Origin of the sequence: Bacillus sp. YP1, from assembly GCF_000877815.1 — a bacterium.
In the GTDB taxonomy this organism is placed as follows: domain Bacteria; phylum Bacillota; class Bacilli; order Bacillales; family Bacillaceae; genus Bacillus; species Bacillus subtilis.
The window spans coordinates 3,499,700-3,526,161 of the sequence record NZ_CP010014.1 but is presented as its reverse complement, the minus strand read 5'-3'; the positions used below and the strand labels follow the sequence as shown (position 1 = coordinate 3,526,161).

Below are 26,462 nucleotides of genomic sequence, written 5' to 3'. Positions count from 1 at the left end.
AAGTGTTAATGTGAAAGGTGTTATTTTAGCCGGAGGAAACGGCTCACGCCTTATGCCCTTAACGAAAGCCGTCAACAAGCATTTGCTTCCTGTAGGCCCGTATCCGATGATATACTGGTCGATTATGAAGCTGGAGGAAGCCGGAATAAAAGACATTTTACTCATCAGCCAAAAGGAGCATATGCCGCAATTTTACAAACTGCTTGGGAACGGGGAAGAGCTTGGCGTTACTATCACTTATCAAGTACAGCCGGCAGCAACGGGCATTTCGGATGGGCTGTCTTATGCAAAGCGCTTTACGAAAAAAGAGTCTTTCATTTTATTATTAGGTGATAATATATTTGAAGATTCATTAAAGCCTTATACAGAACGCTTTGAACAGCAGGGGAAAGGAGCAAAAGTGCTTCTGAAAGAAGTTGATGACCCGGAACGTTTCGGGATTGCTGAGATTGATGAGAAAAACAAGTGGATTCGTTCCATCATCGAAAAGCCCGAACAGCCACCGACCAACCTTTGTGTTACCGGCATTTATATGTATGATGCAGAGGTGTTTTCGTATATTGAACAAATATCACCATCAAAGCGCGGCGAGCTGGAAATCACCGATGTGAATAATCTATACATCGAAAACAGCCAGCTTACGTATGATGTGTTATCAGGCTGGTGGGTAGATGCCGGAACTCACGAATCGCTTTATCTCGCTTCCCAGCTTGTACACCAGGCTTTACGGAAAGGACAGGACGAAAAGTGATGGCAAAATCATATTTAATTACAGGCGGTGCCGGCTTCATCGGGCTCACGTTTACAAAGCTCATGCTGAGGGAAACGGATGCGCGCATTACCGTTTTAGATAAACTGACGTACGCCAGCCACCCGGAGGAAATGGAAAAATTAAAACAAAACAGCCGTTTTCGCTTTGTAAAAGGGGACATCAGCGTTCAGGAGGATATCGACCGCGCGTTTGATGAGACCTACGATGGCGTCATTCACTTCGCAGCAGAATCGCATGTGGACAGAAGCATTTCCCAAGCAGAGCCGTTTATCACCACAAATGTCATGGGGACATACCGATTGGCGGAAGCGGTCTTGAAAGGAAAAGCCAAGAAGCTGATTCATATTTCAACAGATGAGGTATACGGGGATTTAAAAGCGGATGATCCCGCGTTTACAGAAACGACGCCGCTTTCTCCTAATAACCCATACTCAGCCAGTAAAGCAAGCTCAGATTTGCTCGTGTTGTCTTATGTGAAAACCCACAAGCTTCCGGCCATCATTACACGATGCAGCAACAATTACGGACCTTATCAGCACAGCGAAAAAATGATTCCGACGATTATCCGTCATGCGAAGCAGGGCCTGCCTGTTCCGCTGTATGGCGATGGACTCCAGATCCGAGACTGGCTGTTTGCGGAGGATCATTGCCGCGCAATCAAACTGATTTTAGAAAAAGGAAACGACGGCGAGGTGTATAACATCGGCGGCGGAAATGAACGCACGAATAAAGAGCTGGCGAGTGTCATTTTGAAACATCTGGGCTGTGAGGAATTGTTCGCCCACGTGGAAGACCGAAAAGGGCATGACCGGCGCTATGCGATCAATGCATCAAAGCTGAAAAACGAACTGGGCTGGCGGCAGGAAGTGACGTTTGAAGAAGGCATTGCGCGTACGATTCAGTGGTATACAGACAATGACCGATGAGAAGGTGATCTGATTGACAAAGGTATTGGTGACTGGGGCGGGAGGACAGCTTGGCTTGGAACTATGCCGCCAGCTGAAGCAAGCCGGATATGAGGTCATTGCGTTAACAAAGAAGATGATGAACATTGCTGACCAGCGCTCAGTACGGCATTCGTTTGGCCATTATCAGCCGGATATCGTGGTCAATAGCGCCGCGTTTACGTCGGTTGATCAATGCGAGAAAGAGCTTGATAAAGCGTACTTGATTAACGGAATCGGCGCTTATTATACAGCGCTTGAGTCAACCCGCATCGGAGCTCAATATGTTCATATCAGCACGGACTATGTATTCAATGGGAAAGGAACCCAGCCATATAGGGAAGACGATCCCCTCGATCCGAAAACCATTTATGGCAAAAGCAAAAGGCTCGGAGAAGAACTGATACGATTAACGACAAAAGACAGCACAATCATCAGAACATCGTGGGTGTACGGACATGGCGGCAGTAATTTCGTTGAAACCATGCTGAAGCTTGCTGAAACGAAACAAGAGCTTCGGGTTGTCAGCGATCAAATTGGTTCGCCGACTTATACGAAGGATTTAGCAGAAGCGGTCATCAAGCTGTTCAGCCATCCGCCGGGCATCTATCATGTCAGCAATTCAGGCATATGCAGCTGGTATGAGTTTGCGACGGCAATTATGGAAGAAAGCGGGCTGGAAACAGCCATTTTGCCTGTAACGACAGAGGAATACGGGAACAAAACGCCCCGCCCGGCATACTCTGTGCTGAGCCATCGGGCTATTGAAGAAGCCGGCATCCGCCCCCGCCACTGGCGGGAAGCGTTACGAGAGTATTTGCAGGAAAGGAGCAGTGCGTGTGATTGATGGAGTCAAGGTGAAAAAATTGATGAAGCATAGCGATGACAGAGGCTTTTTTGCTGAGCTGGTCCGGGACGATGAGAATCTCCTTGAGCATTTTGGGCAGGCCTCTTGGTCGAAAAGCTATCCGGGTGTGATTAAGGCATTTCATTATCATGAGAAGCAGGATGATCTCTGGTTCTTCCCAACCGGCCACGCTCAGGTTGTCCTATACGATCTTCGAGAGGATTCAAAGACAAAAGGAGAAACGGACGTCTATTATATGGGCGAAGACAACCCGATGCTGTTATTAATCCCAAAAGGGGTGGCTCACGGATATAGAGTGCTGGGAGAGACGCCGCTGACAATTATCTATTTTACCACCATGTCGTATAACCCGGATCAGCCTGATGAAAAAAGAATTCCGTGGAATGATGAGACGATCGGTTTTAACTGGAACACTGAATTCAGATAAAAATAGGAACGTGATCAATCGAAGAGCAGAGGCATCTTCGACTTTTTTTGCCCTTTTTTAAAATAGGATAAAAGATAGAAAATGTCAGGCGGATGTTACTAGAAAAAGAGAGAGAAATCGTCCATTTGAACCTTGTATAAACAGGAAGGAATTCTCATTGAATTCCAAGTGTTAATATTCCTTAAAAAACATTTACTTCCATGGAAAATGATGATAGATTAATTTTTAAGAAAAAGAACTGGTAATTCGCGAATTATGAAAAAGCGCTTTTTCTGCAGAGGACGCTCTGGCCAAATTTCAACAATCAATTAGGGGGAAATGTCATGCTAAAAAGAACTTCATTCGTATCTTCATTATTCATCAGTTCAGCTGTTTTACTATCAATCTTACTTCCTTCGGGCCAAGCTCATGCACAGTCTGCATCAATCGAGGCAAAAACAATTAACAGCACGAAAGAGTGGACCACTTCTGATATTGAAGTGACATATAAACCAAATGCGGTGCTTTCTCTCGGAGCGGTAGAATTTCAATTTCCTGACGGGTTTCATGCTACGACAAGAGATTCAGTGAATGGAAGAACACTGAAAGAAACACAGATTTTAAACGATGGAAAAACAGTCAGACTCCCGCTTACGCTTGATTTGTTAGGCGCATCCGAATTTGACCTCGTCATGGTGCGCAAAACGCTTCCTCGCGCAGGCACTTACACGATTAAAGGCGATGTAGTAAACGGTTTGGGAATCGGCAGTTTTTATGCTGAAACGCAGCTGGTGATTGATCCCCGTTAATCGATAGATTTGTAGTCAGAGACTGAGATGTTTTCAGTCTCTTTTTTTTGTGGATTCAAAAGCTGGTACGGATCTTGCATGATGATAAGGGTGAATCCGATGCAGAAAGGAATTGGCGGGCTGATTTTTTAAAGCGCTTACATTAAAGCCGGCCAAAAAAACAATGAGGTGAAAAAGATGTCAGCAAAGCAAGTCTCGAAAGATGAAGAAAAAGAAGCTCTTAACTTATTTCTGTCTACCCAAACAATCATTAAGGAAGCCCTTCGGAAGCTGGGTTATCCGGGAGATATGTATGAACTCATGAAAGAGCCGCAGAGAATGCTCACTGTCCGCATTCCGGTCAAAATGGACAATGGGAGCGTCAAAGTGTTCACAGGCTACCGGTCACAGCACAATGATGCTGTCGGTCCGACAAAGGGGGGCGTTCGCTTCCATCCAGAAGTTAATGAAGAGGAAGTAAAGGCATTATCCATTTGGATGACGCTCAAATGCGGGATTGCCAATCTTCCTTACGGCGGCGGGAAGGGCGGTATTATTTGTGATCCGCGGACAATGTCATTTGGAGAACTGGAAAGGCTGAGCAGGGGGTATGTCCGTGCCATCAGCCAGATCGTCGGTCCGACAAAGGATATTCCAGCTCCCGATGTGTACACCAATTCGCAGATTATGGCGTGGATGATGGATGAGTACAGCCGGCTGCGAGAATTCGATTCTCCGGGCTTTATTACAGGTAAACCGCTTGTTTTGGGAGGATCGCAAGGACGGGAAACGGCGACGGCACAGGGCGTCACGATTTGTATTGAAGAGGCGGTGAAGAAAAAAGGGATCAAGCTGCAAAACGCGCGCATCATCATACAGGGCTTTGGAAACGCGGGTAGCTTCCTGGCTAAATTCATGCACGATGCGGGCGCGAAGGTGATCGGGATTTCTGATGCCAATGGCGGGCTCTACAACCCGGACGGCCTTGATATCCCTTATTTGCTCGATAAACGGGACAGCTTCGGTATGGTCACCAATTTATTTACTGACGTCATCACAAATGAGGAGCTGCTTGAAAAGGATTGCGATATTTTAGTGCCTGCCGCGATCTCCAATCAAATCACAGCCAAAAACGCACATAACATTCAGGCGTCAATCGTCGTTGAAGCAGCGAACGGACCGACAACCATTGATGCCACTAAGATCCTGAATGAAAGAGGCGTGCTGCTTGTGCCGGATATCCTGGCGAGTGCTGGCGGCGTCACGGTTTCTTATTTTGAATGGGTGCAAAACAACCAAGGATATTATTGGTCAGAAGAAGAGGTTGCAGAAAAACTGAGAAACGTCATGGTCAGCTCGTTCGAAACAATTTATCAGACAGCGGCAACACATAAAGTGGATATGCGTTTGGCGGCTTACATGACGGGCATTAGAAAATCGGCAGAAGCATCGCGATTCCGCGGATGGGTCTAATTTGAGAAGCCTCCGCAAAATAATTTTGCGTTTGTTTTTTGCCTAAAGAGCAAAAATCGCAAAATAAATTTGCGTTCAAGATCGGAAATAGAGAAAGATGATCACCTGTTAGACAAATTTCTGTTCGATTCAACAAGTTTTTTCAGCAAAAGACAAGAAAATGGCATGATTCTTGCATTTTTATTCATATGCGAAGATATATTTCATAACACGAGGGGGACTACATATGACAGTCACATACGCGCACGAACCATTTACCGATTTTACGGAAGCAAAGAATAAAACTGCATTTGGGGAGTCATTGGCCTTTGTAAACACTCAGCTCGGCAAGCATTATCCGCTTGTCATAAATGGAGAAAAAATTGAAACGGACCGCAAAATCATTTCCATTAACCCGGCAAATAAAGAAGAGATCATTGGGTACGTGTCTACAGCGGATCAAGAGCTTGCTGAAAAAGCGATGCAAGCCGCATTGCAGGCATTTGATTCCTGGAAAAAACAAAGACCGGAGCACCGCGCGAATATTCTCTTTAAGGCAGCGGCTATTTTGCGCAGAAGAAAGCATGAATTTTCAAGCTATCTTGTGAAGGAAGCGGGAAAACCGTGGAAGGAAGCGGATGCGGACACGGCTGAAGCGATAGACTTTTTAGAGTTCTACGCGCGCCAAATGTTAAAGCTCAAGGAAGGGGCTCCGGTGAAGAGCCGTGCTGGCGAGTTCAATCAATATCATTACGAAGCGCTTGGCGTCGGCATCGTCATTTCTCCATTTAACTTCCCGCTTGCGATTATGGCGGGAACAGCGGCGGCAGCGATTGTGACAGGAAATACGATTCTCTTAAAACCGGCTGACGCAGCCCCGGTAGTGGCAGCAAAATTTGTCGAGGTCATGGAGGAAGCGGGTCTGCCAAACGGCGTTCTGAATTACATTCCGGGAGATGGAGCGGAGATCGGTGATTTCTTAGTTGAGCATCCGAAAACACGGTTTGTCTCATTTACAGGTTCCCGTGCAGTCGGCTGCCGGATTTATGAGCGAGCCGCCAAAGTGCAGCCGGGCCAAAAATGGCTCAAACGGGTAATTGCAGAAATGGGCGGAAAAGACACAGTGCTTGTCGACAAGGACGCTGATCTTGACCTTGCTGCATCCTCTATCGTGTACTCAGCATTTGGATATTCAGGACAAAAGTGTTCTGCTGGCTCCCGCGCGGTCATTCATCAGGATGTTTATGATGAAGTGGTGGAAAAAGCTGTGGCGCTGACCAAAACGCTGACTGTCGGCAATCCAGAAGATCCTGATACGTATATGGGTCCCGTGATTCATGAAGCATCCTACAACAAAGTGATGAAATACATTGAAATCGGCAAATCTGAAGGCAAGCTATTGGCCGGCGGAGAAGGCGATGATTCAAAAGGCTACTTTATTCAGCCGACGATCTTTGCAGATGTTGATGAAAACGCCCGCTTGATGCAGGAAGAAATTTTCGGCCCGGTTGTTGCGATTTGCAAAGCGCGTGATTTCGATCATATGCTGGAGATTGCCAATAACACGGAATACGGATTAACAGGTGCGCTTCTGACGAAAAACCGTGCGCACATTGAACGGGCACGCGAGGATTTCCATGTCGGAAACCTATATTTTAACAGAGGATGTACCGGAGCAATTGTCGGCTATCAGCCGTTCGGCGGTTTTAATATGTCAGGAACAGACTCAAAAGCAGGCGGTCCCGATTACTTAATTCTTCATATGCAAGCCAAAACAACGTCCGAAGCTTTTTGATTTGAGAGAAATAAAATCGTGCGATTCTTTAGCGGATCGCACGATTTCAACTTTTTGATCAGGAGGACAATTTATGCAGTATACAAAAATCAGTCACATGAATCCGGCTGAAAGAGTGGAGGCGCTGACAGCATCTCTGGTCAGCCTCAGCAGCGTGAACGGCACCGTTGGAGAAGGGACAAAAGCAGATTTCATCAAAGAAGTGATCACGAGCTATCCTTATTTTCAGGAAAACCCCAGTCATGTGTGGGAACAGGTCATTCCCAATGACCCATACAATCGCAAAAATATTTTTGCGTTTATTAAAGGACATGGAGAAAGCCGTAATACAGTCATTTACCATGCCCATCTGGATACAGTTGGAATCGAAGATTTCGGCCCTTTAAAGGATATCGCTTTTGATTGTGAGAAATTGGCCGAGTATTTCAGCCGCTATGAGTTCGATCAGGATGTTCAGCGGGATGCCAAATCAGGCGAGTGGATGTTCGGAAGAGGATCTGTCGATATGCAAAGCGGCATCGCCGTGCATTTAGCCAATCTCCTGCATTTTTCGGAGAACCTTGAGACGTTGCCGGGAAATGTATTGTTTATGGCCAATCCCGATGAGGAGAGCCAGCATTCGGGCATTCTCGCCAGCATTTCAGAGCTGAACCGGTTAAAAAAAGAAAAACAGCTTCACTATTTGGCTGCTATTAATACGGATTTTATTACCCCGCTTTACGATGGTGATCAGACAAGATATATCTATACCGGAGCCGCGGGAAAACTGCTGCCTTGCTTTTACATCCACGGGCGGGAAGTCCATGTTGGCGATACACTGGCAGGGATTGACCCGAATTTCATTTCATCTGAAATCACAAGCCGTCTCCACAATAACATCCATCTGGCAGAAAAGGTTGAAGGGGAGTTGGTTCTGCCCCCATCCTGTTTGTATCAGCGTGATAACAAGGAATCCTATAATGTGCAAACGGCTGTCAGCACCAGCTTGTATTTCAATTGTTTTATTTATGAAAGAACAGCAAAAGAAATGATGGATTTGCTTATTGAAGTCACTGAGGAAGCATGCCAGGAGACAGAACAAAAATTATCAGATTATTATGAAGAATATGTAAAAAGAGCCAATCTGCCAAAGAAACATTTATCATGGGACATTCAAGTGTATAGCCTGGAGCAATATTTAGAAAAGCTGAGAAACCGGGGGATAGATCCCGAGCAGTGTATCGAGCAGACATTCAAAGCCAACGAGCACCTTGAACTTCGCATGAGATGCTTTCAGGCAATCGAAGAGCTTCAAAAGCTTGACCCCGATCAAGGCGCAAAAGTCATTCTATTTTACGCACCTCCTTACCTGCCGCATAACTATTTGAAAGAAGATAGCGCAAGAGATCAGCTTTTGCAGCATGTGATTAAAGAAGCGGCTGACAAAACCGCTGAATCGACAGGTGAAACATTTGTCTTCAAAAAGTTTTTCCCCTACTTGGCAGACGGCAGTTTTTTATCACTGCACGAAACCGATGGCGAAATTGATTCTTTTATCAGGAACTTCCCTGGGTGGAATATGATTGGGACCATTCCGTTCAAAGACATACGCAAGCTGAATATTCCATCCATTAATATGGGCGTGTACGGAAAAGACGGCCATAAATGGACAGAACGAGTCTATAAACCGTACACATTTCATGTATTGCCTCTCCTCATACAGCAAACCACCGTTCACCTTTTGCAAAGCTACCGGATGACCATCACGGCAAAAGAACCAAAGGGGGAAGGATGATGCAGAATCATAAAAATGAATTGCAGCGCAGCATGAAAAGCAGGCATTTGTTTATGATTGCTTTGGGAGGGGTGATTGGCACTGGGCTGTTTCTAGGCTCTGGCTTTACCATTAGCCAGGCGGGACCGCTCGGCGCCATTGCCGCGTATATCATCGGCGGATTTTTAATGTATCTCGTCATGCTTTGTTTAGGAGAATTGGCTGTTGCCATGCCGGTGGCCGGATCGTTTCAGGCCTACGCCACTAAATTTCTGGGACCGTCGACAGGCTTTATGATTGGCTGGCTGTATTGGTTCAGCTGGGCGAATACAGTGGGGTTAGAGCTGACGTCAGCAGGCATTTTGATGCAAAGGTGGCTGCCCTCCGTTCCGATCTGGATATGGTGCCTCGTGTTCGGCATCGTCATCTTTTTGATTAATGCGCTCTCTGTCAGAAGCTTTGCAGAAATGGAATTTTGGTTTTCAAGCATCAAAGTGGCGGCGATCATATTATTTATTGTGATTGGCGGAGCCGCCGTGTTTGGCTTGATTGACTTTAAAGGCGGACAGGAGACACCCTTTTTGTCTAACTTTATGACTGATAGAGGGCTTTTCCCTAATGGGGTGCTGGCCGTTATGTTTACGCTGGTCATGGTGAACTTCTCGTTCCAGGGAACGGAGCTTGTCGGCATTGCGGCAGGGGAAAGTGAAAGCCCGGAAAAAACACTGCCAAAGTCCATTCGAAATGTTATTTGGCGCACGCTGTTTTTCTTTGTGCTCGCTATGTTCGTCTTGGTTGCCATCCTTCCGTACAAAACGGCGGGGGTGATTGAAAGCCCGTTTGTAGCGGTACTCGATCAAATCGGCATCCCATTTTCGGCAGATATCATGAACTTTGTCATCTTAACGGCCATTTTATCTGTTGCTAATTCGGGATTGTATGCGGCGTCGCGTATGATGTGGTCACTTTCATCAAATCAAATGGGTCCATCCTTTCTCATCAGACTGACAAAAAAAGGCGTGCCGATGAATGCCCTGCTGATTACGCTAGGCATTTCAGGCTGTTCGCTGCTGACAAGTGTCATGGCCGCAGAAACAGTGTATTTATGGTGTATCTCAATCTCGGGCATGGTGACAGTTGTCGCGTGGATGTCCATTTGTGCGTCGCAATTTTTCTTTCGCAGACGTTTCCTTGCTGAAGGCGGAAATGTGAATGATCTGGAGTTCAGAACGCCGCTTTATCCGCTAGTCCCGATTCTCGGATTTTGTTTATATGGCTGCGTGTTGATCAGCCTTATTTTCATTCCGGATCAAAGAATTGGCTTATACTGCGGTGTGCCGATCATTATTTTCTGTTATGCATACTATCATCTAAGCATCAAAAAGCGTATAAATCATGAACCGATTGAAAAAGAGCAGACAGAGGCGCAATAGAAAAAGCTCTCCGGGAGGCCGGAGAGCTTTTTTACGCGTTACACCCTTATGTATTTTTAGAATGAAATATAGAAATATATAATGTGATTTAAATGAAAATAATAAAAGTTATAAAGATTTCGTTCGAATTGTAAATAGAGAAAAAACAATGCTAAACTATAATACAACTTTATGATAAGAAGATTATGGAAGAGGTGTTTGAGAAAGAATGAACAGCAATCAAAACAATGACATCAAAACAAAACATCATTTTCCGTTATTGTTGGCACTGGCTTTAACGATGGGGGTATTTGCAGCCGGATCTGAAGAGCTTGTGATCTCACCGCTGCTGCCGGATTTAGCAAAAGCCTTCAGCTCAGATGTCAGCGTCCTTGCGTTATCTATCAGTATTTACGGCGTTATGATTTTTATCGGTGCGCCGCTTTTGGTTCCATTAGGCGATAAATACTCCAGAGAACTGAGCTTATTGGCCGGGCTTATGATTTTTATCATAGGAACGGTGATATGCGCTTTAGCTCAAAATATTTTTTTCTTCTTTTTAGGCCGGGCGCTTTCGGGATTGGCTGCGGGAGCGTTTGTTCCGACCGCTTACGCAGTTGTCGGTGATCGTGTTCCTTATACATACCGGGGCAAGGTGATGGGACTGATCGTTTCAAGCTGGTCGCTGGCGCTGATTTTCGGAGTGCCGCTCGGATCATTTATCGGCGGCGTCCTGCATTGGAGATGGACGTTTTGGATTTTCGCCCTGATGGGTGTTTTAGTTGTTCTGCTGATTCTCCTTGAAATGCGCCGCCATGCCCAACATAAAAACAGCGGCAAGGAAGAAATAGAAGAGCCCGCAGGAACATTCCGGGATGCGCTGAAAGTCCCTCGTGTACCTGTTTATATCACAATAACCTTTTGTAATATGATTGGTTTTTACGGTATGTATTCCTTTTTAGGCACCTATCTTCAGGACGTTTTTACCGGAGGAAACACGGCTGCGGGCTTATTTATCATGATTTATGGAATCGGGTTTTCCATGAGTGTGATTACAGGAAAGATAGCCGACCGCATCGGAAAAATGCGCTCCCTTTTGATTGCGCTGGGGGTCATCAGCGTTCTGCTGGCGTGTTTACCATATGCGCCGGCGTCTATGTTTCTGTTAATCGCCAGCCTATTTATTTGGGGATTAATGCAAAGTTTGACGGTGACGCTGCTCAGCACCATTTTGAGTGACTGCTCAGAGCGTCATCGAGGAAAAGTCATGGTGTTTTACAGTCTCGCCTCGAATCTGGCCGTGACATTAGGTTCTGCTTTAATGGGACCCGTATATGTGGCATACGGCTATGCAGCTGTCGGATTGATTTGCGCCGCCATCACAGTCCTCGGATTTGTGCTCAGTGTATTCGCATATAAAAAGTACGGCAAACTTGAGCAGAAGGCCGATCAGTCCTTATCTCAATAAACAAAGTTTCTAAATTCCTATAATTAAAAACCCTTTTTAAAGGGTTTTTTTGTTTGTATGGGAATAATTATCAATATTTTCAAAAAACATTGACAGTTCAATTTCCACTGGATAAAATTTACTTAAAATTTTAAAAGATTGGTTGGTGCTCATGATTATATTGGATAATAGCATTCAGACAAAAAAAAGAACTGATTCACTATCCAAACTCATTACAGTCAACACGCTCGGCCCTGAGGGGACAAGCAGTGAGTACGCAGCAAAGCATTTCATTTCCAATTTTACTCTTCTACAAGGGCTGAACAGTAAATTGTCCTTGCATGATACTTTTGAATCGTGCATCGAAAGGACGCTCCAAAGCCCGCTGGAATATACCATCGTCCCACATGCTTACGATGGCATTAAGCATTTCTACATGAGGCCGGATTTGCAGCTATTGCAGATCTTCAGGTGCGATACACCGATGTACGGCCTGGCTGTTCGTCCTGATTTTGAATTCAGAGACGATATGCTTGATACATCTGTTATTGTTTCACATCCTTCACCTATTAATTTAATAAAATATTTTACCCGCAAAGATGTTCGTTTCAAACTAGTCAATTCAACCAGTCAAGCCGCAAGAAAAGTAAAAGAAGGTTTGTATGACATTGCCTTAACCAATGAGCTTGCACGGCAAAAGTACGGGCTAACCTTTGTAAAAACATTCAAAAGCATTCCAATGAGCTGGTCATTATTTGGAAAAGGAGACGTTGATGATGAAAACTAAAGAAGATATGCAGGAGCTTTATTTCCCGACACCGAAATTAATTGAATGGGAAAACGGAGTGAGGCAGTATTCAACCGTACGAGGGGATACTGAAGTATTAATGTCTTACGTCCCGCCGCATACCAATGTTGAACCCCATCAGCATAAGGAGGTCCAAATCGGCATGGTCGTTTCTGGCGAGCTGATGATGACTGTCGGAGATGTGACAAGAAAAATGACAGCCTTGGAATCTGCCTATATCGCGCCGCCGCATGTGCCTCACGGGGCAAGAAACGACACAGACCAAGAAGTGATTGCTATTGATATCAAGCGGCTGAAAGCTGATGAAACATATACAAGTCCTGAGGACTACTTTTTGGATATTTTCAAAACAAGAGACCTGCTGCCAGGCATGGAAGTTACGTTCTTTGTTGAGGATTGGGTAGAAATTATGCTTGCCAAAATCCCTGGAAATGGCGGAGAAATGCCTTTCCATAAACATCGGAATGAACAAATAGGCATCTGCATCGGCGGCGGCTATGACATGACGGTCGAAGGCTGCACAGTCGAGATGAAATTCGGCACAGCCTATTTCTGTGAGCCTCGCGAAGATCATGGTGCCATCAACCGTTCAGAAAAAGAATCAAAATCGATTAATATCTTCTTCCCGCCGCGCTATAACAGGGCAAAAGCAAAAAAAATGAAGGCGGATGAATGATCATGAACCTCACCGATAAAACCGTCCTCATAACAGGAGGCGCATCAGGCATTGGTTATGCTGCGGTTCAGGCTTTTTTGGGCCAGCAGGCCAATGTGGTTGTGGCGGATATTGATGAAGCGCAGGGAGAAGCAATGGTACGAAAAGAAAATAATGACAGGCTGCACTTTGTGCAAACGGACATCACAGACGAAGATGCCTGCCAGCACGCAGTTGAATCGGCGGTTCATACATTTGGCGGGCTCGATGTCTTGATTAATAATGCAGGCATCGAAATCGTGGCGCCTATTCACGAGATGGAGCTCAGCGATTGGAACAAGGTGCTGCAAGTCAATTTGACCGGCATGTTTTTAATGAGCAAACATGCACTCAAGCATATGCTGGCCGCCGGCAAGGGCAACATCATTAATACGTGCTCTGTCGGCGGACTCGTGGCATGGCCTGATATTCCTGCTTATAACGCCAGCAAAGGCGGGGTTTTGCAGCTGACTAAATCAATGGCCGTTGATTATGCGAAGCATCACATTCGCGTGAACTGCGTATGCCCGGGGATCATCGACACACCGCTGAATGAAAAATCATTCCTTGAAAATAATGAAGGCACACTTGAAGAGATCAAAAAAGAAAAGGCGAAGGTAAATCCGCTGCTGAGGCTTGGGAAACCTGAAGAAATCGCAAACGTGATGCTGTTTTTAGCCTCGGATTTATCAAGCTATATGACCGGAAGCGCCATCACCGCAGACGGAGGATACACCGCACAATAGAGAAGGAGTGTTTTACATATGGAGAGAAAAACAGTATTGGTCATCGCTGATCTTGGAGGCTGCCCGCCGCACATGTTTTATAAAAGCGCTGCTGAAAAATATAACTTGGTCAGCTTTATTCCAAGACCTTTTGCAATTACAGCCTCCCATGCAGCATTGATTGAAAAATACTCGGTCGCGGTCATAAAAGATAAAGACTATTTTAAGAGTTTAGCTGATTTTGAGCATCCTGACTCCATTTATTGGGCGCATGAGGATCATAACAAGCCTGAGGAAGAGGTCGTCGAGCAAATCGTCAAGGTTGCCGAAATGTTTGGGGCGGATGCCATCACAACAAACAATGAATTATTCATTGCTCCGATGGCGAAAGCCTGTGAACGTCTGGGCTTGAGAGGTGCCGGCGTGCAGGCAGCCGAAAATGCCAGAGATAAAAATAAAATGAGGGACGCTTTTAATAAGGCCGGAGTCAAATCGATCAAAAACAAACGAGTCACAACTCTCGAAGATTTCCGTGCTGCTCTTGAAGAGATCGGCACACCTCTTATCTTAAAGCCTACATACTTAGCGAGTTCAATCGGTGTAACGCTGATTACGGACACTGAGACGGCAGAAGATGAATTTAACAGAGTCAATGACTATCTGAAATCAATTAACGTGCCAAAGGCGGTTACGTTTGAAGCGCCGTTTATCGCTGAAGAATTTTTACAGGGTGAGTACGGAGACTGGTATCAAACAGAAGGGTACTCCGACTATATCAGTATAGAAGGCATCATGGCTGACGGTGAGTATTTCCCGATCGCCATTCATGATAAAACGCCGCAAATCGGGTTTACAGAGACATCCCACATTACGCCGTCCATTCTGGATGAAGAGGCAAAAAAGAAAATTGTCGAAGCTGCCAAAAAGGCAAATGAAGGGCTTGGCCTGCAAAATTGCGCAACACATACAGAGATCAAGCTAATGAAAAACAGAGAACCGGGTTTAATAGAATCAGCAGCCAGATTTGCCGGCTGGAATATGATTCCTAACATTAAAAAGGTTTTCGGCCTTGATATGGCGCAATTATTATTAGATGTCCTCTGTTTCGGAAAAGACGCCGATCTGCCTGACGGATTATTGGATCAAGAGCCTTACTATGTCGCCGACTGCCATTTGTACCCGCAGCATTTCAAACAAAATGGCCAGATTCCAGAAACTGCTGAGGATTTGGTCATTGAAGCGATCGATCTGCCTGACGGGCTTTTAAAAGGGGATACTGAAATCGTTTCTTTTTCGGCCGCAGCACCAGGCACTTCAGTTGATTTGACATTGTTTGAAGCTTTCAATTCCATTGCTGCATTTGAACTGAAAGGCAGTAATTCACAGGATGTGGCTGAATCAATCAGACAAATTCAGCAGCATGCGAAGCTGACGGCAAAGTATGTGCTGCCAGTATGAAACAGCTGAAACCCAACTCTAAATACTTGCTTTACGGGCAGGCGCTATCGTTCATGGGAGACTATTGTGTTCTCCCTGCCCTGCTCATTTTGTCTACATATTATCACGATTATTGGGTGACGTCCGGGGTCATCGTGGTCAGAAGCATTCCGATGGTGTTTCAGCCGTTTTTGGGGGTTCTGGTCGACCGGTTAGACAGAATTAAGATCATGCTGTGGACGGATATCATCAGAGGCATCATCTTTTTGGGGCTCACATTTCTTCCAAAAGGCGAGTATCCGCTGATTTTTCTGGCCCTGCTGTTTATTTCTTATGGAAGCGGCGTGTTTTTTAATCCCGCCCGTCTCGCTGTCATGTCGTCCTTGGAATCAGATATTAAAAGCATCAACACGTTATTTGCAAAAGCGACAACCATCTCCATTATCGTCGGGGCGGCTGCCGGAGGGCTCTTTCTGTTAGGCGGATCTGTAGAGCTGGCTGTTGCCTTTAACGGTGTGACATACCTGGTTTCGGCCTTTTTTATCAGCCGCATCAAGCTGCAGTTTGTGCCGATTCAATCTGAAAACATAAAAGAGGCCTTCCAGTCTTTTAAAGAAGGACTCAAAGAAATCAAAACCAATGCATTCGTATTAAACGCCATGTTTACGATGATTACGATGGCTTTGCTGTGGGGAGTTGTGTACAGCTATTTTCCGATTGTCAGCCGCTTTCTGGGTGACGGGGAAATCGGCAACTTTATCCTCACATTCTGCATCGGCTTCGGCGGGTTCATCGGAGCGGCGCTTGTCAGCAAATGGGGCTTTAACAACAATAGAGGCCTGACGTACTTTACCGTTTTATCCATTGTCTCGCTGGCGCTGTTTTTATTTACGCCGATTTTCGCTGTTTCTGTCATCGCGGCGATCCTCTTTTTCATCGCGATGGAATACGGGGAAGTGCTTGCAAAAGTGAAGGTTCAGGAAAATGCGGCAAACCAGATTCAAGGGCGCATTTTTTCAGTGGCCGAAGCGTCTATCGGATTATGCATTTCTATTGGTTCAATGTTCATTAACATCCTAAGCGCTCCGGTCATTATGGGGCTGATTGTCGTGATCGTATGCGGTTTGTTTCTGCATACGAAGCTCGTCAACAAATCGTTTTTGGAACGGGATAACAAAACGGAGCAAAAAGGAGTCTTTTAGATGGAAATAACACCGTCCGATGTCATCAAGACACTTCCAAGGCAAGAGTTTTCTCTCGTTTTTCAAAAGGTAAAGGAAATGGAAAAAACGGGAGCCCATATCATTAATCTCGGACAGGGGAACCCTGACCTTCCCACTCCGCCGCATATTGTGGAGGCTTTGCGGGAGGCTTCTCTGAATCCTTCGTTTCATGGATACGGCCCTTTCAGGGGCTATCCTTTTTTAAAGGAAGCGATCGCTGCTTTCTATAAAAGGGAATACGGAGTGACAATCAATCCTGAAACGGAAGTCGCGCTTTTCGGAGGCGGGAAAGCCGGATTGTATGTGCTGACACAATGCCTGCTCAATCCGGGAGACATCGCTTTAGTCCCGAATCCAGGCTATCCTGAATATTTATCAGGGATTACGATGGCGCGAGCTGAGCTTTACGAAATGCCGCTGTATGAAGAAAATGGCTATCTGCCGGATTTTGAAAAGATTGATCCAGCCGTGCTGGAAAAAGCGAAGCTTATGTTTTTAAACTACCCGAACAACCCCACTGGAGCTGTGGCTGATGCGGCTTTTTATGCAAGAGCTGCTGCTTTTGCGAAAGAGCATAACATCCATTTGATTCATGATTTTGCATACGGAGCGTTTGAATTCGATCAAAAACCGGCCAGTTTTCTTGAGGCAGAGGATGCCAAAATTGTCGGAGCAGAGCTTTATTCATTTTCAAAAACATTTAACATGGCCGGCTGGAGAATGGCGTTTGCGGTTGGGAACGAAAGGATCATTCAGGCCGTCAATGAATTTCAGGATCATGTATTTGTCGGCATGTTCGGCGGGCTGCAGCAGGCAGCGAGTGCGGCGCTTTCTGGAGATCCGGAGCATACGGAATCGTTGAAACGAATTTATAAGGAACGAATTGACTTTTTTACGGCGCTTTGCGAAAAGAAACTGGGCTGGAAGATGGAAAAGCCAAAAGGAACCTTTTACGTATGGGCTGATATTCCGAATACGTTTGAGACATCTCACCAATTTTCCGATTACTTGCTGGAGCATGCCCATGTCGTAGTCACACCGGGCGAAATTTTTGGAAGCAACGGAAAAAGGCATGTCAGAATCTCAATGGTGTCGAAGCAGGAGGATCTGCGGGAATTTGTCACGCGGATTCAAAAGCTGAACCTGCCGTTCGGGTCATTACAAGAAACATCCCGCTAAAAAGCGGGATGTTTTTATATGCTTTTCATGCTGCCGCCGTCAGCGGAAATTTGCTGTCCCGTGATGTAGGAGGCTTCCTCAGAGGCAAGAAACGCGGCGAGCGCTGCGGTTTCTTCGGCTGATCCGACCCGTTTCATCGGAATCCCGGAAGCAATCTGTTCCTCTGCTTTCTGTTTGGATATGCTGTTCTTTTTCATCACATTTTCCACAAATTGATGATAACGGTCTGTAGCGATAAAACCAGGATTCAGACAGTTGACAGTAATGTTGTGAGGAGCAAGCTGGATGGAAATATTTTTACTGGCGTTAATTAAAGCGGCATTCATCATACTGTTTGTGAACATGTTGGCGCCGGGTTCTTTCCATAGATTTCCGACAATGTTGATGATTCTGCCAAACTCGTTTTGTTTCATCAGTGAGGAAGCACGCTTGATAGCGTCAATATAGGCAACGGTCTTTTGAGTGAACGTGGCCGTCATATCGTCTATATTGCAGTTATCAAATGTATCAGGCGCGCCGCCCGGGATATTATTAATCAGAACATCAAGCCGTCCGCATTGAGATTCGATTTCCTGAAAAATGCCCGCTCTCGTATGCCGGTCAGACATATCCCCCGCAAGGACAATGACGCTCGCCTCAGGATGCTTGGCCAAAATGTCTTCTTTGACAGATTCAATATTATCCAAATTTCGCGAATTAATGACGAGGGAAAAATGCTGGTCTGCTAATTTCAGAGCGATTGCTTTCCCGATCCCTTGACTGGCTCCCATAACAAATGCGGTTCGTTTTGACAAATAACTACACCCCTTTGAAAAAATTGGATTATTATCTACATCGTAAGAAAAAACGAAGAAAATAGCAAATTTTATTTAAATTCTGATAAAGGAGGATTGAAAAACTCCCGCCGGATGGGCGGGAGGGGATATTATACATATAGGAATTGAGGAAGTGTATCAAGCGAAAGGTGATTGCCGACAAAGAATGAACCAAATTCGCCATAGCGAGCGCTGACTTCGTCAAAACGCATTTCATACACTAACTTCTTGAATTGAAGGACATCATCGCTGAATAATGTAACGCCCCACTCGTAATCGTCAAAGCCGACAGAGCCGGTGATGATCTGTTTGACTTTGCCCGCATAGCTGCGGCCGATTAAACCGTGGCTTCTCATCAAGTTTCTGCGTTCTTCCATTGAAAGCATATACCAGTTGTCGTTGCCGGATCTTCTTTTATCCATTGGATAGAAGCATACATATTTTGATTCCGGCAGTTCAGGGTAAAGGCGCGCACGCACATGGGGATTTTCATAAGGATCGCCGTCACCGCTTGCCAAGTAGTTGCTCAGCTCTACCACTGATACGTAGGAGTATGCCGGAATGGTGAACTCAGCAAGTCTTGATTTGTTGAATTCAAGCTCAATTTGATTTAATTCTTCCATTGTAGGACGAAGGATCATCAGCATAAAATCAGCTTTTTGGCCGACGATGCTGTAAAGAGTTTGCGATCCTTTTCCTTCTTTTTGGGCTACGCCCCATTTTTCAAGCAACCCGGTGAATTCATGTATGATAGATTGGCGCTCATCACTGGACAGCAGCTTCCAGGAAGCCCAATCCATTGTGCGGAAATCATGAAGCGCATACCAGCCGTCAAGCGTTTTTGCCGCTTCATTCGTCATTTGCTGTTCACTCATTTATCTTCACTCCCATTATCTTTTCATGATTGCCTTCACTATACCATAGTTTATCCGATTCTACTGTGGAGAAACCTTGAACATCCCTTCCGTATAACTCCATCAAAATAGAAGAACCTATAAGGGAAGATTGAGTCACTTAAATTAGTTAGAAAAATAAGATTTTTTTATGAAAGCGCTATAATGAAAGTTGGCTGTTTGAATTTGATTGGAAGAAGAGTATGCTAGTAAAAGAAAGCGTTTTTGTAACTTTTTGAGGAGGTTTTATTGTGGCAGATTTATTTTCAACAGTGCAAGAAAAAGTAGCTGGAAAAGACGTTAAAATTGTATTTCCTGAAGGCTTAGACGAGCGTATTTTAGAAGCGGTCAGCAAGCTTGCAGGAAACAAAGTGCTGAATCCGATTGTGATCGGCAATGAAAATGAGATCCAAGCAAAAGCAAAAGAATTGAACCTTACGCTGGACGGCGTTAAGATTTATGATCCTCATACATATGAAGGCATGGAAGACCTTGTACAAGCATTTGTAGAACGCCGCAAAGGCAAAGCGACAGAAGAACAGGCTCGCAAAGCGTTATTAGACGAGAACTACTTCGGTACAATGCTGGTGTATAAAGGCCTTGCAGACGGACTTGTAAGCGGAGCTGCTCACTCGACAGCTGACACTGTCCGCCCGGCTCTTCAAATCATCAAAACAAAAGAAGGCGTGAAAAAGACTTCAGGCGTGTTCATCATGGCTCGCGGAGAAGAGCAATACGTATTCGCAGATTGCGCGATCAACATTGCGCCTGACAGCCAAGATCTTGCCGAGATTGCGATCGAAAGTGCCAATACGGCAAAAATGTTCGACATTGAGCCTCGCGTGGCAATGCTCAGCTTCTCTACAAAAGGCTCAGCAAAATCTGATGAAACAGAAAAAGTAGCGGATGCAGTGAAAATCGCGAAAGAAAAAGCGCCTGAACTGACACTTGACGGCGAATTCCAATTTGATGCTGCATTTGTTCCATCTGTAGCTGAGAAAAAAGCGCCGGATTCCGAGATCAAAGGGGACGCTAACGTATTCGTATTCCCAAGCCTTGAAGCAGGAAACATCGGCTATAAAATCGCTCAGCGTTTGGGCAACTTTGAAGCGGTAGGACCAATCCTGCAAGGTTTAAATATGCCTGTAAACGACCTTTCAAGAGGATGTAACGCTGAAGATGTTTACAATCTCGCATTAATTACAGCGGCGCAAGCACTGTAATAAAAATGAAGACGATGGCAGCTCTCGACCGAGGGCTGCCTTTTTTGCGCTTCTGTATAGCCCTTCTTTACCAAGACGGATGATATGAGTACAATAAAGAAAACTAATCATAACCATATATTTCATTAATGACAGGGGTGGGGTTTTTGTATTACGACGTGCTGAAAACGTTTATAGCGGTGGTAGAAGAAAAAAACTTCACAAAAGCGGCGGAAAAGCTGATGATCTCCCAGCCCAGCGTCAGTCTGCATATCAAAAATCTTGAGAAAGAATTTCAAACGGCTCTTCTGAACAGGTCGCCAAAACACTTTACGACAACGCCGACAGGAGACATTTTATATCAAAGAGCAAAGCAAATGGTGTTTCTCTACGAACAAGCCAAGGCTGAAATCTATGCGCATCATCACTATGTGAAGGGTGAATTGAAAATAGCTGCAAGCTTTACAATCGGTGAGTATATTCTTCCGCCGCTATTGGCCCAGCTGCAAAAGCTGTATCCAGAGCTGAATCTAGATGTCATGATTGGCAATACAGAGGAGGTCAGCGAGCGTGTGCGGATGCTTCAGGCTGATATCGGGCTGATTGAAGGACATACAAACGAGAATGAGCTGGAAATTGAACCGTTCATGGAGGATGAAATGTGCATTGCCGCTCCAAATCAGCATCCGCTCGCCGGGCGGAAAGAGATTTCGATCAGCGATTTGCAGAACGAAGCGTGGGTGACAAGAGAGAAAGGCTCCGGGACGAGAGAATATCTCGATCATGTACTCAGTTCAAATGGACTTCGGCCGAAATCAATGTTTACCATCAGCAGCAATCAAGGTGTAAAGGAAGCGGTGATTAACGGCATGGGACTTTCGGTTCTATCCAGAAGCGTGCTGCGTAAGGATTTGATCCACCGCGAAATTTCAATTCTGCATATTAATAATTTCTCGTTAAAGCGCAAGCTGTCTTACATTCATTCTCCTCTCATGGAGAATACAAAAAATAAAGAAATTTTTATTACGATGCTGAAAAGCAATTATCAATCACAGCTGCTGAAATGATATAATAGTTTTCGTTCAATAAGCCTAACATGAAAGGGTTTTACATAGATGGCAAACCAACCGATTGATTTACTGATGCAGCCGAAATGGAGAGTCATTGACCAATCCAGTCTCGGCCCTTTATTTGATGCGAAGCAATCCTTCGCAATGGATGATACGCTATGCATGTCCGTCGGAAAAGGCGTGTCGCCGGCGACAGCGCGCTCATGGGTGCACCACGATACAATTGTCCTTGGAATACAGGATACACGCCTCCCGTTTTTGCAGGATGGTATCTCCTTGCTGGAGAGCGAAGGATACCGTGTGATCGTACGCAATTCCGGCGGTCTTGCCGTCGTATTGGATGACGGTGTTTTAAATATCTCTCTCATATTCGAGGACGAAAAGAAAGGCATCGATATAGACAAAGGATATGAAGCGATGGTCGAGCTGATGAGACGAATGCTGAGACCGTACAACGCAAAGATCGAAGCCTATGAAATTGAAGGGTCTTATTGTCCCGGCAGCTATGACCTCAGTATAAATGGCAAAAAGTTCGCCGGCATCTCTCAGAGACGCGTTCGCGGCGGAGTCGCTGTTCAAATTTATCTCTGTGCAGATAAAAGCGGCAGTGAAAGGGCCGACTTGATCAGACGATTCTATCAAGCGGCGCTGAAAGACAAACAAAACGATAAAAAAGGCGTCTATCCGGAAATACGTCCGGAAACGATGGCGTCCTTAAGTGAGCTTCTTCAAAAAGACATCTCCGTACAAGACTTAATGTTCGCTTTATTGACGGAATTAAAAGCGTTAAGCACCCATCTTTATTCAGCTGGACTGTCCATTGATGAGGAAATGGAATTTGAGAAAAACCTCGTCCGGATGGCTGAGCGGAATGCAAAGGTATTTGGGTGAACGTTCTTCGCATGCCGGCTGTATATGCCGGCATGCATTTTTTATCTCAAGCGGCATTTTACCTCAATAATCTTATTTTCAGATAAGTCCTTCTTACATACAGATAACCACGACAAAAAGAAAAACGATAAAATGACATCAGCATCCATATTAAAGGGGAGAGGCAGATGAAGGGGAATATTTACAGCCTTTTTGTATTGATTGCGGCTTTTTTCTGGGGGACCACGGGAACCGTTCAGGCATTGGCTCCAGAAAGCGCCACACCGCTGGCATTTGGAGCGTTCAGGTTATTAATAGGAGGAAGCGCCATGCTGCTTGCGGTTTGGATCAGCCGGGAGCTTCACGTGAAAAATTGGGCATGGCCGCTCGTATTTTTAGCCGCTGTTTGTATGGCGTGTTACCAGCCGCTGTTTTTCACAGCGGTTAAAGAAACGGGAATTGCAGTGGGAACTGTGATTGCCATCGGCAGTGCGCCTATCATTGCCGGGACCCTCGAATGGGCTGTATTGAAGAAACGCCCGCGAAACTCCTGGTGGATTGCGACTGTGCTGGCTTTAGCGGGTTGCTGGCTTCTGTTTTCCGACAGTTCCAATGTTCGGATTGATGTGGCTGGTGTTCTTATGGCGCTTGGAGCGGGTGCTTCTTTTGCAGGCTATACGCTCATCAGTAAAGCGATGATGAAAACCCAGCCTCCGCGAGCGACCTCCGCCGTTGTATTCATGATCAGCGCCATCTTGCTGACGCCGCTATTATGGCAGTTAGATATCTCGTGGATATTGACCCCTAGAGGACTGGGAACAAGCCTTTACATCGGGTTAATTGCAACATGTGCCGCATACTTTTTGTTTGCGAAAGGGCTTACCGGGGTTCCGGCCTCGGCGGCGGTCACGCTGTCTTTAGCTGAACCGCTGACGGCTTCATTGCTTGGCGTGTTTTTCATAGGGGAAATGCTTTCGCCTTCCTCGTGGCTGGGCATTGCGCTTATGATGCTGGGGCTTTTGGTCATTTCTGCTGCGCCTCGGAAACAAAAAACGGCCGAGGCAGCTCACATGTCTTAATAGATTCACATAAGCTTGGCCTCATTTTACAAGAATAGCTGATCCGGCTGCAAAATGAGGAAATTCTCTTTTCTCAATAGAAAAGGGGATTTTGCACATGGCGAAAATCCCAAAACAGCTGCCCGTTTTGGGATTTTTCTATGTCATTCCGCTAATTTTTCTAAATTGCCGTTCCGGTCCATTTTGAAGGACGGAGAGGCATGTTCATCTTCTTCAAATAAAACTAGCTTTCTGGCTCTGTTCATAATTTTCACCAAGGTTTCATAATCTTCTTGGATCGTTTTTTGGTCTTTTTCAAGCTTTTGAACTTCTGCCTCTAGCTGCTCTGTTTTGTTTTGCAATTCCTGATTTTCTTTCTTTAAACGCTCGTTTTCCATTTTTAATGCTGATGATTGCTCGTGATTGCCTTCGTAATTCTGCAGGAAGCGGATCACATCATTCATCGTCATCTCAGGCGCAGCTGCAGGCGTTTGAGGAGACAATAAGTGTGATAGACTAGCTAACTCTTCCTTAAAGCTTTCATCAACAAAAGGCATGTGTTCGCCAGACATTAAAGGTTGCTCATTTTCGACAGATGGTGTTTCCGTTTTAACCGGCTCTTCTGCAGCGGTTTCTTGAATGATTTCAGGATCAACGGCAGGAGGCTGATATAATAATCTTTTTTTCGCGGGCTGCCCGTTTCCGAGCGCTCTCATCCGCTGTTTTCGTTGTTTCTTCGCAAGCTGAAGCGCTTTTTCATATTGATGGCGGACCACTGCGTTCCATCTGAATCCGCAGGCTGCGGATGTCCGGTTTAATTTATCGCCGACTTCTTCAAAGGCGTTCAGCTGAGTGCTGCCCTCCCTCACATGCCGAAGCACTGTTTCGGCTAAAAGCAGATCGTTTTCCTCTGACCAAGCGTCTTGTCGCTGTTTTGTCATTTATCTCAACTCCCATTTTTCTTTTCATGGTATTAGAATGTCCAGGTTGGAAAATATTTATACAAATTGGCTGAAAGAATAGGAGATACGAAGGATGGAGCGGCTTGCAGGAACAGTCGAATCCTTGTAAAATGAAGTGTGATGTGATTTTTTTTGAAACGTGATTTTAGGTTATTCACATAGATGAACATAGAAATGAAGGGAAGCGTACGTCATGGCTAATGAATTTCGAGTGTGTGATGATTGCCAAGCCACTAATATCAAAACATTGCTGCCGCGTTTGAAAGAAGTGGACCCGGACGCAAAGGTTGAGGTAGGATGCCAATCTTATTGCGGGCCCGGACGGAAAAAATCATTTGCTTTTGTGAACAATCGCCCGCTGTCAGCTCCGACAGAGGATGAGCTGATTGACAAAGTAAAAAAGAAAATAAAAAAGTAAAAACATATTTTTTCTTAGCCTCGGCCCTCAGGTCAGGCTTTTTTGCTTCACAAGATGTGTTTTTCATGAAGATGGAACAAATCGCCGGGCAAATTCAAGGATGTTTTCAAAGAATAGAGTCGATATAATAGAAACACGGCTAAAAAAAAGAGGGAATGACGATGGCGTATCCAAATGGAAAATTATCAGAAGAAAAAGTGTTTAAAGATCCGGTGCACCGCTATGTTCATGTTCGGGACAAGCTGATATGGGATTTGATCGGAACCCGTGAATTTCAGCGTCTCCGCAGAATTAAGCAGCTCGGAACGACCTATTTGACGTTCCATGGGGCTGAGCACAGCCGGTTCAACCATTCTCTCGGTGTCTATGAAATTGTCAGAAGAATGGTTGATGACGTCTTTAAAGGCCGCCCTGAATGGGATGACAGTGAGCGCGAACTCTGTTTGGCCGCGGCGCTGCTTCATGACCTCGGGCACGGGCCGTTCTCGCATTCATTTGAAAAGGTCTTTCACCTTGACCACGAGGATTTTACAAGAGGTATCATTTTGGGAGACACGGAGGTTAATCAGGTGCTCAGAAAGGTGAGCCCGGGTTTCCCTCAGGATGTTGCTGAAGTCATTGCCAAAACATATAAAAACAAGCAAGTGGTCAGCCTGATTTCGAGTCAGATTGACGCAGACCGCATGGATTACCTCCAGCGCGACGCATATTATACGGGCGTCAGCTACGGCCATTTTGATATGGAGCGGATTCTTCGGGTGATGCGGCCGCGCGAGGATCAGATCGTCATTAAAGAAAGCGGAATGCACGCTGTCGAAGACTATATCATGAGCCGTTACCAAATGTACTGGCAGGTCTACTTCCATCCTGTGACTAGAAGTGCAGAGGTCATTTTAACGAAGATTCTTCACAGGGCGAAGCAGCTGCACGATGAAGGCTATGTCTTCACTCACGCTCCGGTTCATTTCTATTCTATTTTTGAAGGAAAATTGACACTGGAGGATTATGTAAAGCTGGATGAATCTATTATTTTGTATTACTTCCAGGCCTGGGAGGATGAAGAAGACGCGATTTTATCCGACTTGTGCCGCAGATTCATTAACCGCCAGCTTTTCCAATACGTTGAATTCAATCCGAATGAAGAAATGTCGGCTTATTTTGAGCTGACTTCATTGTTCAAAGAGGCGGGGATCGATCCGAGCTATTATTTGGTCGTTGATTCTTCATCAGATCTGCCATACGATTTTTACCGACCAGGAGAGGAAGAGGAGCGTCTGCCGATCCATCTCTTGACGCAAAACGGCCAAATTAAAGAGCTGTCCAGACAGTCGGCTATTGTGGAATCCATCTCAGGTAAACGGCGGACGGACCACAAGCTGTACTATCCAAAGGACTTGATTTGTGACGGCACTAAACATCCGGAAGCGAAAATGAAAATCCGGCAGCTGCTGGGACTGACATAGAAATTGGA

The 26,462-nt window shown here is 45.4% G+C and carries 25 protein-coding genes; 22 read left to right on the top strand and 3 right to left on the bottom strand.

Annotated features, from left to right (window positions below):
• Positions 1-10 precede the first annotated feature (10 nt).
• The 16 genes from QF06_RS17355 (at position 11) to bacF (ending at position 17,703) form a co-directional block, all read left to right on the top strand.
• Positions 11-751 carry a sugar phosphate nucleotidyltransferase gene (locus QF06_RS17355; protein ID WP_041850393.1) on the top strand — a complete coding sequence of 247 codons (741 nt, stop codon included), beginning with the start codon at positions 11-13 and terminating at the stop codon, positions 749-751.
• Positions 751-1,698 carry a dTDP-glucose 4,6-dehydratase gene (rfbB, locus tag QF06_RS17350; protein WP_029318676.1) on the top strand — a complete coding sequence of 316 codons (948 nt, stop codon included), beginning with the start codon at positions 751-753 and terminating at the stop codon, positions 1,696-1,698. Before QF06_RS17355 ends, rfbB begins: the two co-directional genes overlap by 1 nt.
• Positions 1,699-1,711: 13 nt before the next feature.
• Entirely contained in the window at positions 1,712-2,563 is an 852-nt protein-coding gene (rfbD, locus tag QF06_RS17345; RefSeq protein ID WP_015250965.1) for a dTDP-4-dehydrorhamnose reductase, read from the top strand.
• On the top strand, positions 2,556-3,011 hold the full coding sequence (locus tag QF06_RS17340) for a dTDP-4-dehydrorhamnose 3,5-epimerase family protein (RefSeq protein ID WP_014481242.1): 456 nt from the start codon (positions 2,556-2,558) through the stop codon (positions 3,009-3,011). Before rfbD ends, QF06_RS17340 begins: the two co-directional genes overlap by 8 nt.
• A gap of 323 nt (positions 3,012-3,334) precedes the next feature.
• A complete protein-coding gene (bslB, locus tag QF06_RS17335; protein WP_003227472.1) occupies positions 3,335-3,799 on the top strand; it encodes a biofilm surface layer hydrophobin BslB in 465 nt (154 codons plus the stop codon).
• Positions 3,800-3,976: 177 nt separating this feature from the next.
• Positions 3,977-5,251, top strand: a complete 1,275-nt coding sequence (rocG, locus tag QF06_RS17330; protein ID WP_015250966.1) for a glutamate dehydrogenase — start codon at positions 3,977-3,979, stop codon at positions 5,249-5,251.
• Positions 5,252-5,477: 226 nt separating this feature from the next.
• On the top strand, positions 5,478-7,025 hold the full coding sequence (gene pruA / locus QF06_RS17325; RefSeq protein ID WP_041850395.1) for an L-glutamate gamma-semialdehyde dehydrogenase: 1,548 nt from the start codon (positions 5,478-5,480) through the stop codon (positions 7,023-7,025).
• A gap of 73 nt (positions 7,026-7,098) precedes the next feature.
• Positions 7,099-8,799, top strand: a complete 1,701-nt coding sequence (locus tag QF06_RS17320; RefSeq protein WP_041850396.1) for a M20 family metallopeptidase — start codon at positions 7,099-7,101, stop codon at positions 8,797-8,799.
• A complete protein-coding gene (locus tag QF06_RS17315) occupies positions 8,799-10,211 on the top strand; it encodes an amino acid permease (RefSeq protein WP_041850397.1) in 1,413 nt (470 codons plus the stop codon). The genes QF06_RS17320 and QF06_RS17315 overlap by 1 nt, the downstream gene beginning before the upstream one ends.
• Positions 10,212-10,419: 208 nt before the next feature.
• Positions 10,420-11,658: an MFS transporter gene (locus QF06_RS17310; RefSeq protein ID WP_003242790.1), complete on the top strand. Its 1,239-nt coding sequence runs from the start codon at positions 10,420-10,422 to the stop codon at positions 11,656-11,658.
• Between the two features lie 151 nt (positions 11,659-11,809).
• Positions 11,810-12,424 carry a prephenate decarboxylase gene (gene bacA, locus QF06_RS17305; RefSeq protein WP_009968341.1) on the top strand — a complete coding sequence of 205 codons (615 nt, stop codon included), beginning with the start codon at positions 11,810-11,812 and terminating at the stop codon, positions 12,422-12,424.
• Positions 12,414-13,121 carry a 3-((4R)-4-hydroxycyclohexa-1,5-dien-1-yl)-2-oxopropanoate isomerase gene (gene bacB / locus QF06_RS17300; RefSeq protein WP_003244300.1) on the top strand — a complete coding sequence of 236 codons (708 nt, stop codon included), beginning with the start codon at positions 12,414-12,416 and terminating at the stop codon, positions 13,119-13,121. Before bacA ends, bacB begins: the two co-directional genes overlap by 11 nt.
• 2 nt (positions 13,122-13,123) lie before the next feature.
• On the top strand, positions 13,124-13,885 hold the full coding sequence (gene bacC / locus QF06_RS17295) for a dihydroanticapsin 7-dehydrogenase (RefSeq protein WP_043940277.1): 762 nt from the start codon (positions 13,124-13,126) through the stop codon (positions 13,883-13,885).
• 18 nt (positions 13,886-13,903) lie between these two features.
• Positions 13,904-15,322, top strand: a complete 1,419-nt coding sequence (bacD, locus tag QF06_RS17290) for an alanine--anticapsin ligase (protein ID WP_038427999.1) — start codon at positions 13,904-13,906, stop codon at positions 15,320-15,322.
• On the top strand, positions 15,319-16,503 hold the full coding sequence (gene bacE / locus QF06_RS17285) for a bacilysin exporter BacE (RefSeq protein ID WP_014481236.1): 1,185 nt from the start codon (positions 15,319-15,321) through the stop codon (positions 16,501-16,503). The genes bacD and bacE overlap by 4 nt, the downstream gene beginning before the upstream one ends.
• Positions 16,504-17,703, top strand: a complete 1,200-nt coding sequence (gene bacF / locus QF06_RS17280; RefSeq protein ID WP_043940228.1) for a transaminase BacF — start codon at positions 16,504-16,506, stop codon at positions 17,701-17,703.
• 14 nt (positions 17,704-17,717) lie between these two features.
• Here the strand turns inward: bacF and bacG are convergent, their stop codons facing one another.
• Both bacG and hemQ read right to left on the bottom strand, forming a co-directional pair.
• Positions 17,718-18,497 carry an NADPH-dependent reductase BacG gene (bacG, locus tag QF06_RS17275; protein WP_029726228.1) on the bottom strand — a complete coding sequence of 260 codons (780 nt, stop codon included), beginning with the start codon at positions 18,495-18,497 and terminating at the stop codon, positions 17,718-17,720.
• 131 nt (positions 18,498-18,628) lie between these two features.
• Positions 18,629-19,393, bottom strand: a complete 765-nt coding sequence (gene hemQ / locus QF06_RS17270; RefSeq protein ID WP_003242896.1) for a hydrogen peroxide-dependent heme synthase — start codon at positions 19,391-19,393, stop codon at positions 18,629-18,631.
• A 269-nt stretch (positions 19,394-19,662) separates the two neighbouring features.
• Here hemQ and pta point away from each other — a divergent pair, with 269 nt between their 5' ends.
• From pta to QF06_RS17250, 4 genes are all read left to right on the top strand, one after another.
• Positions 19,663-20,634 carry a phosphate acetyltransferase gene (gene pta, locus QF06_RS17265; RefSeq protein WP_003235941.1) on the top strand — a complete coding sequence of 324 codons (972 nt, stop codon included), beginning with the start codon at positions 19,663-19,665 and terminating at the stop codon, positions 20,632-20,634.
• A 146-nt stretch (positions 20,635-20,780) separates the two neighbouring features.
• Positions 20,781-21,680 (top strand): cysJI operon transcriptional regulator CysL, encoded by a 900-nt coding sequence (gene cysL / locus QF06_RS17260; protein WP_003243173.1) that lies wholly within the window; start codon positions 20,781-20,783, stop codon positions 21,678-21,680.
• Positions 21,681-21,728: 48 nt separating this feature from the next.
• A complete protein-coding gene (ywfL, locus tag QF06_RS17255) occupies positions 21,729-22,574 on the top strand; it encodes an octanoyl-[GcvH]:protein N-octanoyltransferase (protein WP_003227511.1) in 846 nt (281 codons plus the stop codon).
• A gap of 167 nt (positions 22,575-22,741) precedes the next feature.
• Positions 22,742-23,632 (top strand): carboxylate/amino acid/amine transporter, encoded by an 891-nt coding sequence (locus QF06_RS17250; RefSeq protein WP_003242581.1) that lies wholly within the window; start codon positions 22,742-22,744, stop codon positions 23,630-23,632.
• A gap of 143 nt (positions 23,633-23,775) precedes the next feature.
• Here the strand turns inward: QF06_RS17250 and rsfA are convergent, their stop codons facing one another.
• Complete coding sequence (gene rsfA, locus QF06_RS17245; protein ID WP_003243464.1) at positions 23,776-24,552, bottom strand: prespore-specific transcription regulator RsfA; 777 nt, start codon at positions 24,550-24,552, stop codon at positions 23,776-23,778.
• Between the two features lie 214 nt (positions 24,553-24,766).
• Between rsfA and QF06_RS17240 the strand changes: the two genes are divergently transcribed.
• Complete coding sequence (locus tag QF06_RS17240; protein WP_003222050.1) at positions 24,767-24,991, top strand: YuzB family protein; 225 nt, start codon at positions 24,767-24,769, stop codon at positions 24,989-24,991.
• 161 nt (positions 24,992-25,152) lie between these two features.
• Complete coding sequence (locus tag QF06_RS17235; protein ID WP_003243873.1) at positions 25,153-26,454, top strand: HD domain-containing protein; 1,302 nt, start codon at positions 25,153-25,155, stop codon at positions 26,452-26,454.
• Positions 26,455-26,462: the final 8 nt, after the last annotated feature.

Bases quoted from the DNA above. Each gene is read 5' to 3' on its own strand.
- rfbB (WP_029318676.1), top strand. From the start codon at position 751: ATGGCAAAATCATATTTAATTACAGGCGGTGCCGGCTTCATCGGGCTC.
- bslB (WP_003227472.1), top strand. From the start codon at position 3,335: ATGCTAAAAAGAACTTCATTCGTATCTTCATTATTCATCAGTTCAGCT.
- rocG (WP_015250966.1), top strand. From the start codon at position 3,977: ATGTCAGCAAAGCAAGTCTCGAAAGATGAAGAAAAAGAAGCTCTTAAC.
- pruA (WP_041850395.1), top strand. From the start codon at position 5,478: ATGACAGTCACATACGCGCACGAACCATTTACCGATTTTACGGAAGCA.
- QF06_RS17320 (WP_041850396.1), top strand. From the start codon at position 7,099: ATGCAGTATACAAAAATCAGTCACATGAATCCGGCTGAAAGAGTGGAG.
- QF06_RS17315 (WP_041850397.1), top strand. From the start codon at position 8,799: ATGCAGAATCATAAAAATGAATTGCAGCGCAGCATGAAAAGCAGGCAT.
- QF06_RS17310 (WP_003242790.1), top strand. From the start codon at position 10,420: ATGAACAGCAATCAAAACAATGACATCAAAACAAAACATCATTTTCCG.
- bacA (WP_009968341.1), top strand. From the start codon at position 11,810: ATGATTATATTGGATAATAGCATTCAGACAAAAAAAAGAACTGATTCA.
- bacB (WP_003244300.1), top strand. From the start codon at position 12,414: ATGAAAACTAAAGAAGATATGCAGGAGCTTTATTTCCCGACACCGAAA.
- bacC (WP_043940277.1), top strand. From the start codon at position 13,124: ATGAACCTCACCGATAAAACCGTCCTCATAACAGGAGGCGCATCAGGC.
- bacD (WP_038427999.1), top strand. From the start codon at position 13,904: ATGGAGAGAAAAACAGTATTGGTCATCGCTGATCTTGGAGGCTGCCCG.
- bacE (WP_014481236.1), top strand. From the start codon at position 15,319: ATGAAACAGCTGAAACCCAACTCTAAATACTTGCTTTACGGGCAGGCG.
- bacF (WP_043940228.1), top strand. From the start codon at position 16,504: ATGGAAATAACACCGTCCGATGTCATCAAGACACTTCCAAGGCAAGAG.
- hemQ (WP_003242896.1), bottom strand. From the start codon at position 19,393: ATGAGTGAACAGCAAATGACGAATGAAGCGGCAAAAACGCTTGACGGC.
- ywfL (WP_003227511.1), top strand. From the start codon at position 21,729: ATGGCAAACCAACCGATTGATTTACTGATGCAGCCGAAATGGAGAGTC.
- QF06_RS17250 (WP_003242581.1), top strand. From the start codon at position 22,742: ATGAAGGGGAATATTTACAGCCTTTTTGTATTGATTGCGGCTTTTTTC.
- rsfA (WP_003243464.1), bottom strand. From the start codon at position 24,552: ATGACAAAACAGCGACAAGACGCTTGGTCAGAGGAAAACGATCTGCTT.
- QF06_RS17240 (WP_003222050.1), top strand. From the start codon at position 24,767: ATGGCTAATGAATTTCGAGTGTGTGATGATTGCCAAGCCACTAATATC.
- QF06_RS17235 (WP_003243873.1), top strand. From the start codon at position 25,153: ATGGCGTATCCAAATGGAAAATTATCAGAAGAAAAAGTGTTTAAAGAT.